Source organism: uncultured Campylobacter sp., from assembly GCF_937980635.1.
GTDB lineage: Bacteria > Campylobacterota > Campylobacteria > Campylobacterales > Campylobacteraceae > Campylobacter_B.
The window spans coordinates 1-15,886 of record NZ_CALJPG010000013.1; the positions used below are offsets into that span (position 1 = coordinate 1).

The 15,886-nt window shown below is 46.0% G+C and carries 14 protein-coding genes and 1 tRNA gene; all 15 read left to right on the plus strand.

Annotation, left to right across the window (positions count from 1 at the left end; genetic code table 11):
• Nucleotides 1–1,157: elongation factor Tu (gene tuf, locus Q0460_RS03040; RefSeq protein WP_298095195.1), on the plus strand; the 1,157-nt coding region annotated here is incomplete at its 5' end.
• A gap of 55 nt (nucleotides 1,158–1,212) precedes the next feature.
• On the plus strand, nucleotides 1,213–1,386 hold the full coding sequence (gene rpmG, locus Q0460_RS03045) for a 50S ribosomal protein L33 (protein WP_005872634.1): 174 nt from the start codon (nucleotides 1,213–1,215) through the stop codon (nucleotides 1,384–1,386).
• Between the two features lie 7 nt (nucleotides 1,387–1,393).
• Nucleotides 1,394–1,469 (plus strand) — tRNA-Trp (locus Q0460_RS03050).
• Between the two features lie 12 nt (nucleotides 1,470–1,481).
• Complete coding sequence (gene secE / locus Q0460_RS03055; protein WP_005872632.1) at nucleotides 1,482–1,655, plus strand: preprotein translocase subunit SecE; 174 nt, start codon at nucleotides 1,482–1,484, stop codon at nucleotides 1,653–1,655.
• Between the two features lie 14 nt (nucleotides 1,656–1,669).
• Nucleotides 1,670–2,200, plus strand: a complete 531-nt coding sequence (nusG, locus tag Q0460_RS03060) for a transcription termination/antitermination protein NusG (RefSeq protein WP_297949858.1) — start codon at nucleotides 1,670–1,672, stop codon at nucleotides 2,198–2,200.
• Nucleotides 2,201–2,220: 20 nt separating this feature from the next.
• Nucleotides 2,221–2,646, plus strand: coding sequence for a 50S ribosomal protein L11 (gene rplK / locus Q0460_RS03065; RefSeq protein ID WP_005872629.1), 426 nt, complete (start codon nucleotides 2,221–2,223; stop codon nucleotides 2,644–2,646).
• Nucleotides 2,647–2,702: 56 nt separating this feature from the next.
• Entirely contained in the window at nucleotides 2,703–3,404 is a 702-nt protein-coding gene (gene rplA / locus Q0460_RS03070) for a 50S ribosomal protein L1 (RefSeq protein ID WP_299084729.1), read from the plus strand.
• Between the two features lie 113 nt (nucleotides 3,405–3,517).
• Nucleotides 3,518–3,997: a 50S ribosomal protein L10 gene (gene rplJ / locus Q0460_RS03075; RefSeq protein ID WP_295152864.1), complete on the plus strand. Its 480-nt coding sequence runs from the start codon at nucleotides 3,518–3,520 to the stop codon at nucleotides 3,995–3,997.
• 20 nt (nucleotides 3,998–4,017) lie between these two features.
• Nucleotides 4,018–4,398 carry a 50S ribosomal protein L7/L12 gene (gene rplL / locus Q0460_RS03080; RefSeq protein ID WP_005872623.1) on the plus strand — a complete coding sequence of 127 codons (381 nt, stop codon included), beginning with the start codon at nucleotides 4,018–4,020 and terminating at the stop codon, nucleotides 4,396–4,398.
• Nucleotides 4,399–4,488: 90 nt separating this feature from the next.
• Complete coding sequence (rpoB, locus tag Q0460_RS03085; RefSeq protein WP_299084733.1) at nucleotides 4,489–8,625, plus strand: DNA-directed RNA polymerase subunit beta; 4,137 nt, start codon at nucleotides 4,489–4,491, stop codon at nucleotides 8,623–8,625.
• Nucleotides 8,622–13,136: a DNA-directed RNA polymerase subunit beta' gene (gene rpoC / locus Q0460_RS03090; protein WP_299084736.1), complete on the plus strand. Its 4,515-nt coding sequence runs from the start codon at nucleotides 8,622–8,624 to the stop codon at nucleotides 13,134–13,136. The genes rpoB and rpoC overlap by 4 nt, the downstream gene beginning before the upstream one ends.
• Before the next feature lie 36 nt (nucleotides 13,137–13,172).
• On the plus strand, nucleotides 13,173–13,562 hold the full coding sequence (locus tag Q0460_RS03095) for a DoxX family protein (protein ID WP_297942935.1): 390 nt from the start codon (nucleotides 13,173–13,175) through the stop codon (nucleotides 13,560–13,562).
• A gap of 83 nt (nucleotides 13,563–13,645) precedes the next feature.
• Nucleotides 13,646–14,020 (plus strand): 30S ribosomal protein S12, encoded by a 375-nt coding sequence (gene rpsL / locus Q0460_RS03100; protein ID WP_291939381.1) that lies wholly within the window; start codon nucleotides 13,646–13,648, stop codon nucleotides 14,018–14,020.
• A gap of 69 nt (nucleotides 14,021–14,089) precedes the next feature.
• Nucleotides 14,090–14,560: a 30S ribosomal protein S7 gene (gene rpsG, locus Q0460_RS03105; protein ID WP_177386837.1), complete on the plus strand. Its 471-nt coding sequence runs from the start codon at nucleotides 14,090–14,092 to the stop codon at nucleotides 14,558–14,560.
• A gap of 9 nt (nucleotides 14,561–14,569) precedes the next feature.
• On the plus strand, nucleotides 14,570–15,886 hold a 1,317-nt coding region (gene fusA / locus Q0460_RS03110; RefSeq protein WP_299084739.1), incomplete at its 3' end, for an elongation factor G.

Genomic DNA, 15,886 nt, shown 5'->3' on the forward strand with positions numbered 1-15,886 from the left:
TTGGTACCATCGGTCACGTTGACCATGGTAAGACTACTTTGACAGCTGCTATTTCTGCTGTTCTTTCCAGGAAGGGTCTAGCCGAGCTAAAAGACTACGACAATATCGACAACGCTCCAGAGGAAAAAGAGCGCGGTATTACTATCGCTACGTCTCACATCGAATATGAGACCGAGAAACGTCACTATGCTCACGTTGACTGCCCAGGTCACGCCGACTACGTAAAAAATATGATTACCGGTGCGGCTCAGATGGACGGCGCTATTTTAGTTGTCTCTGCTGCAGATGGTCCTATGCCTCAAACTCGCGAGCACATCTTGCTTTCTCGCCAGGTAGGCGTTCCTTATATCGTAGTTTTTCTAAACAAAACCGATATGGTTGATGATCCAGATCTTTTAGAGCTAGTTGAAGAGGAAGTTAGAGATCTTTTAAAAGAGTATAAATTCCCTGGCGACGAGACCCCAATCATTAAGGGCTCTGCTCTTAAGGCTCTTGAGGAAGCGAAAGCCGGACAAGACGGCGAATGGTCTGCAAAGATTATGGAGCTTATGGACGCGGTTGATAGCTACATTCCAACTCCTGTTCGCGATACTGATAAAGATTTCCTTCTTCCGATCGAAGATATTTTCTCGATTTCCGGTCGCGGTACCGTTGTAACCGGTAGAATCGAAAAAGGTATCGTTAAAGTTGGTGATACTATCGAGATCGTAGGTATTAAACCTACTCAGACTACTACCGTTACCGGCGTTGAGATGTTTAGAAAAGAGATGGATCAGGGTGAAGCAGGCGATAACGTAGGCGTTTTATTACGCGGTACTAAGAAAGAGGAAGTAGAGCGTGGTATGGTTTTATGCAAACCAAAATCGATCACTCCTCATACTAAATTTGAGGGCGAGGTTTATATCCTAACTAAAGAAGAGGGCGGACGCCATACTCCATTCTTTAATAATTATAGACCGCAGTTTTACGTTCGTACGACAGATGTTACCGGTTCGATTACCCTTCCTGAAGGAACCGAGATGGTTATGCCGGGCGACAACGTTAAAATTACCGTTGAGCTAATCGCTCCGATTGCTCTTGAGCAAGGTACTCGCTTCGCGATTCGCGAAGGCGGTCATACCGTAGGCTCAGGCGTCGTTTCGAAAATCATCGCTTAATTTTTTGCAAGCGGAATTTTAAAATTCCGCTTGCTTTTTTATTCAAGGAAACCAAATGGCAAAGAATTCAAGTAGAGTAAAGGTCGGATTAAAATGCTCCGAAAGTGGCGATATTAACTATACTACTTATAAAAATAGCAAAACTACGACCGAAAAACTAGAACTTAAAAAATATTGCCCTAGATTAAAAAAGCACACGCTTCATAAAGAAGTAAAGTTAAAAGGCTAATTGTTATAGGGCAATAGCTCCAATGGTAGAGCGCCGGATTCCAAATCCGATGGTTGGGGGTTCGAATCCCTCTTGCCCTGCCACGAGGATTGGGTATGGAAAAAGTAAAAGAGTATTATAAACAAGCAAAAGTAGAGTTAGATAAGGTAATTTTCCCGACTAAAGATCAGACTAAAACAGCATATATCTCTGTAGTCGTCGTAGTTGTAGTTATCGCACTGTTTTTAGCGTTAGTGGATCTTATTATGTCCGCTTTGATAACGGCTTAAGTAGGGATCGCAATATGGCAAATAAATGGTATGCGATACAAACTTACGCCGGCAGCGAGATGGCGGTAAAGCGCGCAATAGAAGCGCTAAAGCAAGACGAAGCACTTGAGGCTAAGATCGGCGAAGTGCTAGTGCCTACCGAAGATGTTATAGAGGTCAAAAATACAAAGCAAACCATTAAAGAACGTAGCTTATATCCAGGATATTGCTTTGCAAATTTAGATCTGGATACCACTTTATGGCATAGAATTCAGATGTTACCTAAGGTCAGTCGCTTTATCGGCGAGGCTAAAAAGCCCTCTGCGTTACCGGAAAAAGATATCGAAATAATTCTAGAAAAGATTAATAATCGCGAGGCTCCTAAGCCCAAGATTAATTTCGATGAGGGCGAGACGGTTAGGATCGTCGATGGACCTTTTGCTAATTTCAACGGCATCGTAGAAGAGTATGATATGATTCACGGCAAGCTTCGCCTCAATGTTTCGATCTTCGGACGAAGCACGCCGATTGAAATTTCATACTCGCAAGTTGAAAAGATTATTTAAATTTTATAAGGAGTAAATTTATGGCTAAGAAAGTTGTTGGCGAAATCAAGCTGCAAATAGCGGCCGCAAAAGCAAATCCAAGCCCGCCAGTAGGTCCTGCGCTAGGTCAAAAGGGCGTTAATATTATGGAATTTTGCAAAGCGTTTAACGAACGAACCAAAGATATGGCGGGCTTCAACATTCCTGTTATCATCACAGTTTATGCTGATAAAAGCTTTACTTTCATCACTAAACAACCGCCTGCGACGGATTTGATCAAAAAAGCGGCGAAGATAGATAAGGGTTCGGACAACCCTCTTAAAAAGAAGGTGGCGTCCTTAACCAAGGCTCAGGTTTTAGAGATCGTCGAGAAAAAGATCGCCGATCTGAATACCAAAGATAGAGAGCAGGCGGCTAGGATTATAGCGGGTTCGGCTCGTTCTATGGGTATTACGGTTACTGACTAGACCTTTTGACCGCTAAGGTTTAAAAAAGCGGTAGCACTTTAATTGCGGAGAAATATATGCCAAAAAATTCAAAAAGATTCAACGAACTTTTAAAAAAAGTTGACGTAAATAAAATTTATAGCGTAGACGAAGCGGTAAGTACGGTAAAAACTCTAGCTTCTGCTAAATTTGACGAGACGGTAGAGATCGCTCTTAAATTAAACGTAGATCCAAGACATGCCGATCAGATGGTGCGCGGCTCGGTCGTTTTACCTGCCGGTACTGGCAAGAGCGTTCGAGTAGCCGTGATTGCAAAAGATGCAAAAGCTAGCGAGGCTAGCGAAGCGGGTGCCGATATCGTGGGTGCCGATGATCTAATTGAAGAGATTCAAAAAGGAAATATAAATTTCGACGTTCTTATCGCCACTCCAAATTTAATGGGACTAGTCGGTAAGGTAGGTCGTATTCTTGGTCCAAAAGGCGTTATGCCGAACCCTAAAACCGGTACCGTTACTATGGATGTTGCTCAGGCCGTTAAAAACGCTAAGGGTGGACAGGTAAACTTCCGCGTCGATAAGCAGGGAAATATCCACGCAGGCCTTGGCAAGGCTAGCTTTAGCAAAGAGCAGCTTTTAGACAATCTTACGACGTTTATCAAAACCATAAATAAGCATAAGCCGGCGACTGCGAAGGGTAGATACGTAATTCATGCATCGCTTTCACTCACTATGAGCCCTGCGGTTACGCTGGATAATCAAGAAATAATCGATTTAAAATAAAATTTTAAATTTTTATCTTAGATTGGAGATAGCTCAAGGTTTTTGACTTAATTGATCGAAATTTCAAAATTTCGATCGCTTGGCTTGAAATCACCGATCGGAAAGGAGACCTAATGACGAGAGACGAAAAATCAAAGATAGTAGCGGAGCTTGGCGAGGCTTTCAAAGCTAGCGAAGCTATAGTAATTTCCGATTTTAAAGGCCTTAGCGTTAAGCAGCTTGAAGATCTTAGAAATAGCGCGCGCGAAGCGGGCGTAAAGGTTCGGGTTATCAAAAATACCCTAGCCAATATCGCTTTAAAAAATGCCGAAAAAAACGGACTTAGCTTTAAAGATACCAATATCTTCTTATGGGGCGAGCAGCTTTCTGTATGTAAAGTAGCGGCTAAATTTGAAGAGAAAAATGAAATTTTTAAGCTTAAGACCGCTCATATCGATGGGGAAGTAGCCGGCGTAGATAAGGTTAGAGCGCTTTCGAAGATGCCTTCGAGAGACGAGCTTATCGCGATGTTACTTCAAGTATGGAATGCGCCGATTCAAAATTTTACGATCGGCTTAAATGCGCTTAAGCAGAAAAAAGAAGCTAGCGCTTAATTAAAATTTAGGAGAATAAAATGGCAATTTCAAAAGAAGATGTTTTAGAGTATATCTCTAATCTTTCGGTGCTAGAGCTTAGCGAGTTAGTTAAAGAATTCGAAGAAAAATTCGGCGTAAGCGCAGCTCCGGTTATGGTAGCCGGCGGCGCAGCCGCTGGCGGCGCAGGCGCGGCAGCGGCTGAAGAGAAAACAGAATTCGACGTCGTATTGCTTGATGCGGGCGATAAGAAAATCAACGTAATTAAAGTTGTTCGCGCCCTAACAGGTCTTGGTCTAAAAGAAGCCAAAGACGCTACCGAAGCTACTCCGTCCGTTCTTAAAGAGGGACTTAACAAAGAAGACGCCGAGAAGGCCAAAAAAGAACTTGAAGAAGCAGGCGCTAAAGTCGAACTCAAATAAATCGCGGAATTTTAAAATTTCGCATACAAATGTGTGCCGGTGCGTCGCATCGGCACTTCTTTCTTTAAAATACAACTACGAGGTAGTGGAATGTTAAACAGCCTATATTCAGGAAATCGTCTTAGAGTGGATTTTTCAAAGGTTCCCAAAGACATCGAAATTCCGAATTTATTACAACTACAAAAGAAAAGTTTTGATCATTTTTTAAATCTTGATAACTCGGGTGGAGAAAGCGGCATAGAGAAGGTTTTCAAAGCCATTTTTCCTATCCACGACGCACAGAATAGACTAAGTATTGAATACGTAAGTAGCGAAATTTCAAAGCCAAAGTATTCGATTAGAGAATGCATGGAGAGAGGTCTTACTTATTCGGTAAATTTAAAGATGAAGCTTCGTCTGCTCGTGCATGAGCGCGATGAAAAAACGGGCAAAAAAATCGGCGTAAAAGAGATCAAAGAGCAAGATATATTTATTCGCGACATTCCTCTAATGACCGATAGAATTTCATTTATCATAAACGGCGTAGAGCGCGTAGTCGTAAATCAGCTGCACAGAAGCCCGGGCGTAATTTTCAAAGAGGAAGAGAGCCCTACGGTTTTAAATAAACTCATCTACACCGCTCAAATAATACCGGATCGCGGCAGCTGGCTATACTTCGAATACGACGTAAAAGACGTACTATATGTGCGCATAAATAAAAGGCGCAAGGTTCCGATCACGATCCTATTTCGCGCACTCGGCTACAAAAAACAAGACATCATAAAATTATTTTATCCTATTAAGACGATCTATATTAAAAAAGGAAAATTCCTGACCGATTTCGATCCGAAAGAATACGCGGGCAGGCTCGATTACGACATTATAAACGAAAAGGGCGAAGTGCTTCATCAAGCAAGTAAGCGCCTAACATCCAAAAAAGCAGAGAAGTTAGCAGAGGACGGACTAAAGCTCATTGAGTATCCGGCTGAAATTTTAGCCGAGCGCTACCTAGCCGATGCCATCGTCGATAAAAACAGCGGCGAGGTGCTTTTTGATTCGCTAACTGCGCTAGATGAGGGCAAGCTAGCCAAGATCGCTAACACTGAGAAAAAATTTACGATCGCTAACGACCTAGCTAGCGGCGTAGATACTTCGATCATAAATTCCTTCATTCAAGACGCCGACGCGCTTAAGCTCTTGCAGCAAAGCGAAGGCGTAGACGACGAGAACGATCTGGCTGCGATTAGAATTTACAAGGTTATGCGCCCGGGCGAGCCGGTGGTAAAAGAAGCGGCAAAGAGCTTCGTAAACGATCTATTTTTCAACCCGGAGCGCTACGATCTGACCAAGGTGGGCCGCATGAAGATGAACCACAAGCTGGGTATCGAGGCACCGGAGTACGTAACCGTGCTAACCAGCGAGGATATTATCAAGACGGCGAAATATCTAATTAGAGTTAAAAACGGCGACGGCTTCATCGACGATCGCGATAATCTCGGAAACCGCCGCATCCGCTCGATCGGAGAGCTTTTGGCAAACGAGATGCACCTTGGATTTATCAAGGTTCAAAAGGCGATCAAGGATAAATTTACCGGCATTAGCGGAAATTTAGACGAGCTTATGCCGTATGATTTCGTAAACCCTAAAATCATCACCACTACGCTTATGGAATTTTTCACCGGTGGCCAGCTAAGCCAGTTTATGGATCAGACCAACCCGCTTAGCGAGGTTACGCATAAGCGCCGTCTATCTGCGCTGGGCGAGGGCGGACTAGTTAAAGAGCGCGCCGGCTTTGAGGTGCGCGATGTCCATCCTACGCACTATGGTAGAATTTGCCCTATCGAGACGCCGGAGGGTCAAAATATCGGTCTGATCAATACCCTAGCAACCTATGCAAAGGTAAATGATCTAGGCTTTGTCGAGGCTCCGTATAAAAAGGTCGTAAACGGCAAGGTCACCGACGAGATCGTCTATCTTACCGCTACGCAAGAAGAGGGGCTCGTAATCGCTCCGGCGTCCGCTAAATTGGACGAAGAGGGCAATATCGTAGAGGAGCTTTTGGAGGTTAGAAAAGACGGCGAAAACATCATGGCTAAGCGCGAGGATATTTCGCTGATTGATCTTTGCTCTGGTATGGTCGCGGGCGTAGCGGCATCGTTGATCCCATTTTTGGAGCACGACGATGCTAACCGCGCGCTTATGGGCTCGAACATGCAGCGCCAAGCCGTACCGCTTCTGCACTCTACTGCCCCTATCGTAGGAACTGGCATGGAAGCGATAATCGCGCGCGATTCATGGGAAGCGATCAAAGCTAATCGCGACGGCGTCGTAGAAAAGGTTGATAATAAAAACATATTCATTTTGGGCGAAGATGAGAAGGGGCCGTTTATCGATCACTACTCGATGGAGAAAAATTTACGCACTAACCAAAACACTACCTTTTCACAGCGTCCGATCGTGCGCAAAGGCGACGTGATAAAGGCGGGTCAAATCATAGCCGATGGTCCTAGCATGGACGGCGGCGAGCTTGCGATCGGTAAAAACGCCCTCATAGCTTTCATGCCGTGGCACGGCTACAATTACGAGGATGCCGTCGTCATGAGCGAAAAGATGATCCGCGCCGACGAATACACCAGCGTGCATGTTTATGAAAAGGAGATCGAGGCTAGAGAGCTTAAAGACGGCGTGGAGGAGATCACGCGCGACATCCCTAATATCAAAGAGGAGGAACTTACTCATCTTGATGATAGTGGTATCGTAAAGATCGGCACTCACGTCAAACCAGGCATGATCTTGGTAGGCAAAGTAACTCCGAAGGGCGAGGTTAAGCCGACCCCAGAGGAGAGGCTTTTACGCGCGATCTTTGGAGAGAAGGCAGGGCATGTGGTAAATAAATCTCTCTATGCTACCGCTTCGATGGAAGGCGTGGTGATCGACGTTAAAATTTTTACCAAAAAGGGCTACGAGAAGGATCCACGCACGAACAAAGCCTATGAGGATGAAAAAACCGAGCTCGAAAGGGAGCATCACGACAGGCTTTTGATGCTTGATCGCGAAGAGATGCTAAAGGTAGTGGCGCTACTTTCTAAAAACGCTTTACAAAGCGATCAAAGCCTAAATAAAAAAGATTATAAAAAGGGCGATAAGGTTAAAAAAGAGGAGCTTGAAAGCTCCAACCGCTTTACGTTAAATTCCTTCGTCAAGGCTTATTCTAAAGCTGTTCAGAAGGAATACGAGGAGCTAAAAAATCACTTCCAAAACGAGAAGCGCAAGCTAAAAGAGGAGCATGACGAAAAGATCGAAATTTTAGAAAAAGACGATATCTTGCCAAGCGGCGTCGTTAAGCTCGTAAAGGTCTATATCGCTACCAAGCGCAAGCTAAAAGTGGGCGATAAGATGGCGGGTCGCCACGGAAATAAGGGTATCGTTTCAAATATCGTCCCTGAGGTCGATATGCCGTATCTTCCTAGCGGACAGCGCGTGGATATCGTGCTAAATCCTCTCGGCGTTCCAAGTCGTATGAATATCGGTCAGATAATGGAGAGCCACTTAGGTCTTGTGGGCTGGCGTCTAGGAGAGCAGATCGCTAAAATTTTAGAGGAGAAAACGGGCGAGTGGCTTGCGAATTTACGCGCCAAAATGATTGAGATCGCAGGCGTTTCCAAACTAATGCAGGCTAAAAAAACGCTTGAGAAGATCAGCGACGAAGATCTTTTGAAATACGCTAGAGACTGGGCTAAGGGCGTTAGATTTTCCGCTCCGATATTCGAAGGCATCGTGCCGGAGGATTTCAAAAAGCTATTTGAAATGGCGGGCATCGATCAGGACGGCAAGACCGAGCTTTACGACGGTCGCACCGGCGAAAAGATCAAAGAGCGCGTAAACGTGGGCTGCATGTATTATCTCAAGCTGCACCATCTAGTCGACGAGAAGGTTCACGCAAGAAGCACCGGTCCTTACAGCCTAGTCACACAGCAGCCGGTCGGCGGCAAGGCGTTATTCGGCGGTCAAAGATTCGGAGAGATGGAAGTTTGGGCGCTAGAGGCATACGGCGCGGCATACACGCTCCGCGAAATGCTAACGATCAAATCCGACGACGTTGATGGACGCTTGGCTGCGTATAAGGCGCTGACAAAAGGCGAGAACGTTCCGTCTACAGGAATTCCTGAGACATTTTTTGTTTTAACAAACGAGCTTAAATCGCTTGCTCTAGACGTTGAAATTTACGAGAATGGAGAGAATAAATGAGCGATAATTCAAATTTAGAAAGAATAGAAATAAAAGAGGACGCCAGAGTCCACGACTTCGACGCGTTTGCAATCAGGCTTGCTAGTCCCGAGCAGATCAAGGCTTGGAGCCACGGCGAGGTCAAAAAGCCCGAGACTATTAACTACCGCACGCTAAAACCAGAGCGCGACGGTCTATTTTGCGCTAAAATTTTCGGCCCCGTAAGAGATTATGAGTGCATCTGCGGCAAGTATAAAAAGATGCGCTACAAAGGCTGGAAGTGCGAAAAGTGCGGCGTCGAGATCACGAGCTCGAAGGTTCGCCGTACTAGAATGGGGCATATTGAGTTAGTAACGCCGGTAGCACATATTTGGTACGTAAATTCCTTGCCTAGTCGCATAGGTACGCTGCTAAACATCAAGATGAAAGATCTTGAGCGCGTGCTTTACTACGAGGCGTATATCGTAGAAAGTGCAGGCGAGGCATTTTACGATAACGAAAATTCTAAAAAGGTCGAGAAATACGACGTTTTAAATGAGGAGCAGTATCAGAGCCTAAAAGAGCGCTTTTCGCAGACGGGCTTCGTCGCTAAAATGGGCGGTCAGGTAATCCGCGATATGCTAGCTGAGCTTGATTTGGTCGAAATTTTAAATTCTTTGAAGGAGGAGATGGCTAATACAAACTCCGAAGCGAAGAAGAAAACCATCGTCAAGCGCCTAAAGGTCGTCGAGAGCTTTTTAAATTCCGGCAATAAGCCCGAGTGGATGATGATTACGAATCTGCCCGTACTGCCTGCCGATCTGCGCCCGCTTGTAAGCCTTGAGGGCGGAAAATTTGCGGTTTCTGACGTAAACGATCTATATCGCCGCGTCATAAATCGAAATTCTAGACTTAAAAGGCTGATGGAACTCGACGCACCCGAGATCATCATCCGCAATGAAAAACGAATGCTTCAAGAGGCGGTGGATGCGCTTTTTGACAACGGACGCCGCGCCAACGCCGTAAAGGGGGCTAATAAGCGACCGCTTAAATCTCTAAGCGAGATCATTAAAGGTAAGCAAGGCCGCTTCCGTCAAAATTTGCTCGGCAAGCGCGTGGATTTTTCGGGTCGCTCCGTCATCGTCGTAGGTCCAAATTTACGCATGGATCAGTGCGGTCTGCCTAAGACGATGGCGCTTGAGTTATTCAAGCCGCATCTAATCGCTCGCCTTCAAGAGAAGGGCTATGCAACGACCGTTAAGCAGGCTAAAAAGATGATCGAAAATAGGATCAATGAAGTTTGGGAGTGCTTGGAGGAGGTTGTAAAGGATCACCCGGTTATGCTAAACCGCGCGCCGACGCTTCATAAGATGTCTATTCAGGCGTTTCATCCGGTGCTCGTCGAGGGTAAGGCGATCAGGCTGCATCCGCTAGTCTGCGCCGCATTCAACGCGGACTTTGACGGAGATCAGATGGCGGTGCACGTGCCGCTTAGCCAAGAGGCGATCGCGGAATGTAAAATTTTAATGCTTAGCTCGATGAACATCTTGCTTCCTGCGAGCGGAAAGCCAGTCGCGGTGCCTAGCCAGGATATGGTTTTAGGAATTTATTATCTAAGCCTCGAAAAGCCAGGTGCAAAAGGAACGAATAAAATTTTTGCAAACGTCGATGAAGTAATGCTTGCCGTAGAAGCAAACGCCCTAGACATCCACGCCAAAATCAAAACGATGATCGATCGCCGCATTATCTTTACGACCGCGGGCCGCTTGATCATCAAATCGATCCTGCCTAGCTTTATTCCGGATCATCTTTGGAATAAGATTATGAAGAAAAAGGATATCGCCGAGCTTGTCGATTACGTCTATAAAAACGGCGGTCTTGAGATAAGCGCGGAATTTTTGGATAATCTTAAAAATTTAGGCTTTGAATCCGCGACTAAAGCGGGCGTTTCGATCTCCGTTTCGGACATCATCGTGCCGAAGTCTAAAGCAAGCCTCGTCGAAGAGGCTAAAAAGCAGGTCAGAGAGGTTCAGAACCAATACGGCGCAGGCTTGCTAACCGACGGCGAGCGTTATAATAAAACGATCGACATCTGGACTAGCACCAGCAAGAAGCTAGCCGATGAGATGATGAAGATGATGGAGAAGGACAAGGACGGCTTTAATTCTATTTATATGATGGCCGATAGCGGCGCGCGAGGTAGTGCGGAGCAGATCAAGCAGCTAGCGGGCATGAGAGGCCTGATGAGTAAGCCGGACGGCTCGATCATCGAAACGCCGATCACTTCAAATTTTAGAGAGGGTCTGAATGTAAACGAGTACTTCATCTCGACTCACGGCGCGCGTAAAGGTCTTGCCGATACGGCGCTTAAGACCGCAAACGCGGGCTATCTGACGCGCAAGCTGATTGACGTCGCGCAAAATGTCAGAGTTACGATGCACGACTGCGGCACGCACGAGGGTATCGAGGTTGCCGAGATTGTAGAGAATGGAACGCAAATAGAAAGCCTAGCCGATAGGATTATGGGTAGGGTGCTAAGCTCGGATGTAATTGATCCGGTGTCGAATGAAATTTTATTTACTGAAGGCACGCTTCTGGGCGTTAATGAGGTACGCACCATAGTCGATGCCGGCATCAAATCCGTAAGCATCCGTACGCCTATTACGTGCAAGGCTGAAAAAGGGGTTTGCGCGAAGTGCTACGGCGTAAATTTGGGAGAGGGCAAGCTGGTAAAACCGGGTGAAGCGGTCGGTATCATATCGGCGCAATCCATCGGCGAACCGGGCACGCAGCTTACGCTACGAACCTTCCACGCTGGCGGTACAGCATCTACCGAGCAGCAAGATCGCCAAGTAATCGCCGATAAAGAGGGCTTTATCAGATATTACAATGTCAAGACCTATGAAAACGGCGGCAAAAATATCGTGATGAACCGCAGAAATGCCGCGGTGCTTTTGGTTGAGCCAAAGATCAAAGCTCCAATTACCGGTAAGGTAAGTATTGATATAACTCACGACGACGTAAATATAACGCTAAAGGGTAAGAAGGAAGAATTTAAATATACCATCCGACGCCACGATCTGGCCAAGCCTACCGAGCTTGCGGGCGTAAGCGGTAAAGTTGAGGGGAAATTCTACATCGTGTTTAAAGACGGTGAAACCGTTGGAGAAAATGATAGTTTAGTAGAGGTTATAAAAGAAGACTGGAATATCCCTACTCGAATTCCGTTTGCAAGCGAACTTCGCGTCAAAGACGGCGAGCCGGTAACCCAAAAGATCAAAGCGGGAGCAAATGGTACGCTTAAATATTTCATCCTAAAGGGCGATTATTTAGAGAGGTTAAGAGATATCAAAAAAGGTCATGTCGTAAGCGAGAAGGGTATGTACGTAGTCATCTCCGATGAAAATGGCAGGGAGGCGATCCGCCACTACATTCCGCGCGAATCGGTCATTACCTATGATGATAATAGCGTCGTAAAAAGCGAAGATCTTATCGCTAAGCCTAAGAAAGACGATCGCTTGATTATCGCCGAGTGGGATCCGTATTCCATCCCGGTAGCTGCAGAGTGTGAGGGTAAGATCAGCTTTGAGGATATCGAGCCTGGATATACCGCTACAGAGCAATATGATGAGACTACCGGTCAAAGCCGTTTGGTTATCAACGAGTACCTACCGCAGGGTGTCAAACCGGCTATCATCGTAACTCCTAGCAAGGGAGAGCCTATCAAATATAATCTAGGACCGAAGACCGCGATTTTTACGAACAAGGGCGATCAGGTAGCGATTGCGGATATTTTGGCTAGGACGCCGAAAGCTGCTGCGAAATCAAAAGATATCACCGGCGGTTTGCCGCGCGTATCGGAGCTATTTGAGGCGCGTCGTCCGAAAAATACCGCGATTATCGCGGACATCGACGGAACCGTCCGCTTCGATAAGGCGCTGCGTGCAAAAGAGCGTATCGTAATCGAGGGCGAGGACGGAACGAGTGCCGAGTATCTAATCGATAAGAGTCGCCAGATCCAGGTGCGAAACGGCGAGTTCGTCCACGCGGGCGAGAAGCTTACCGACGGAGTTATCAGCTCGCACGACGTGCTTAGAATTTTAGGTGAAAAGGCGCTGCATTATTATCTGATAAGCGAAATTCAACAGGTTTATCGCTCTCAAGGCGTCGTCATCAGCGACAAACATATCGAGATTATTGTATCTCAGATGCTCCGCCAGGTCCGAATTGTCGATAGTGGCGATACTCAGCTAATCGTCGGTGATCTCATTAGCCGCCGTAGATTTAGAGAAGAAAACGAGCGCATTATGAAAATTGGTGGTGAACCTGCGATTGCTGAGTCCGTGCTACTGGGGGTAACTCGTGCAGCTGTTGGAAGCGATAGCGTCATTTCGGCGGCATCCTTCCAAGAGACTACGAAGGTTCTAACCGAGGCTAGTATTGCGGGTAAATTTGATCGATTAGAGGACTTGAAAGAAAACGTAATTTTAGGTCGCATAATTCCGGTCGGAACCGGTTTGTATAAAGACAAGGAAGTTAAACTTAAAAAATAATTTAGGGCAAAAAGCCCTAAATTTAAAGGATGAAACATGAATATGATCAACATAAATTTCGGTCTGTTGTTTATCAGGTTGGGGCTTGGAGTTTGTCTTTTAATGCATGGAATTTTTAAGCTTACTCACGGTATCGACGGCGTAAAATCGATGCTGGTAGCCAGAGGAATTCCAGATTTAGTGGCTTACGGCGCATACGTAGGCGAGGTACTGGCGCCAGCGATGATAATCATAGGCGTATTTTGCCGCATAGGCGCTCTACTTGTGATCGCAAACGTGCTCATGATAATATATGTCCTACATACTCCGTTGAGCGCGCTTACCGGCGTGGGCGGATTTGAGCTGGAAATCATATATCTATATCTTTCCGCTGCGATCTGCTTAGTGATCTGCGGCGGCGGAGAGTTTGTACTGATTAGAGATTAAAATTTAGTTAAATTTACGTTTCTGTAAGTTTAAACAAAGTATAATCCAAATCTTTTTGAATAAATTTTTGTGAAAGGAAAGATGTGCCAACCATAAATCAATTGGTCAGAAAAGAGCGCAAGAAGCTTACCGAGAAATCGAAGTCTCCGGCGCTAAAGAATTGCCCTCAACGAAGAGGAGTTTGTACTAAGGTCTATACCACGACCCCTAAAAAGCCAAACTCCGCGCTTCGTAAAGTTGCCAAAGTAAGGCTTACTAGCGGATTTGAAGTCATCAGCTATATCGGCGGTGAAGGTCACAATCTACAAGAGCACTCCATCGTGCTAGTTCGCGGCGGTCGCGTAAAGGACCTACCTGGCGTTAAATACCACATCGTCCGCGGTGCACTCGATACTGCAGGCGTTGCGAAACGAACCGTCGCAAGATCAAAATACGGTGCTAAACGACCTAAAAAATAGTTTAGCCGAAACAGACCGGCACTAGATTTTGCCGAGTTTGAGTAAAATTTTAAAATTTGAAGGAATAAAATGAGAAGAAGAAAAGCTCCCGTTAGGGAAGTTATGCCCGATCCGATTTATGACAGCAAAGTAATCACAAAATTTATTAATTCGCTTATGTTCGACGGCAAAAAGAGCGTCGCTACCGAGATTATGTACGGCGCCTTAAATTTCATCGACAATAAAGGTGGCGAGAAGAAAGGTATCGAAATTTTTAACGATGCCATTGATAACGTTAAGCCTTTGATGGAGGTAAAATCTCGTCGTGTAGGCGGCGCAACTTATCAGGTTCCGATAGAGGTCAGGCCGGCTCGCCAGCAGGCTCTAGCTATTCGCTGGATCATCTCTTTTGCGAGAAAAAGAAGCGAGCGCACAATGATAGAGCGCCTGGCTTACGAGCTTATGGACGCCGCAAATTCTAAAGGCTCTTCATTTAAAAAGAAAGAAGATACCTACAAGATGGCGGAAGCCAATAAAGCTTTCGCGCATTATCGTTGGTAGGAGGGTATCATGGCAAGAAAAACTCCTTTACATATGGTTAGAAACATTGGTATTGCTGCCCACATCGACGCCGGAAAGACGACTACGAGCGAAAGAATTCTATTTTTTACCGGTATGAGCCATAAGATTGGCGAGGTTCACGAGGGTGCTGCTACTATGGACTGGATGGAGCAGGAGCGTGAGCGCGGCATTACGATTACGTCTGCGGCAACGACCTGCTTTTGGAATAATCATCAGATAAATTTGATCGATACCCCGGGCCACGTTGACTTTACTATCGAAGTCGAGCGCTCGATGCGCGTTTTAGATGGTGCGGTAGCAGTATTTTGCTCTGTAGGTGGCGTTCAGCCTCAAAGCGAGACCGTTTGGCGTCAAGCTAATAAATACCATGTTCCGCGCATCATTTTCGTAAATAAGATGGACCGCGTAGGCGCAAATTTTTATAATGTCGAACAGCAGGTCAAAGATAGGCTCAAAGCTCATCCTGTTCCGATTCAAATTCCTATCGGCGCCGAGGATGATTTTAAGGGCGTTATCGATTTGGTTACTATGAAGGCGCTCGTTTGGGATGATAGCAAGGGTCCTTCTGCTCCCGAGATCGTTGAAATTCCTGCCGAGCTACGAGAAAAAGCACAGGAATATCGCGACAAGATGATTGAGGCGGTAGCAGAGACTGATGAAGCTTTGATGGAGAAGTATTTTAACGGCGAAGAGCTAAGCGTGGAGGAAATCAAAAAAGGCATCAAAAAAGGCTGCTTAAGCCTAAGCTTTTTTCCTATGCTATGCGGTACCGCGTTTAAAAATAAAGGCGTGCAGCCTTTGCTAGATGCGGTCGTAGATTATCTACCTGCGCCGGATGAAGTGCCTGCGATTAAGGGTCAGTATGAGGACGGCAGCGAGGTTCACGTAAGCTCTACCGACGAGGGCGAGTTCGCGGGTCTTGGATTCAAGATTATGACCGATCCGTTTGTGGGTCAGCTTACATTTGTGCGTGTCTATCGCGGCGTTTTGGAAAGCGGTAGCTACGTCGTAAATACCGGCAAGGGTAAAAAAGAGCGTATCGGTCGTTTATTAAGAATGCACTCGAATAAACGTGAAGAGATCAAAGAGCTTTATGCAGGCGAAATAGGCGCCGTCGTGGGTCTGAAAGATACCCTTACGGGCGATACGCTAGCCAGCGAAAAAGATAAAGTAATTTTAGAGCGTATGGAATTTCCTGATCCCGTTATCAGCGTAGCTGTAGAGCCTAAAACCAAAGCCGATCAAGAAAAAATGGGTATCGCGCTTCAAAAATTGGCGCAAGAAGATCCGAGCTTTAGGGTCGCG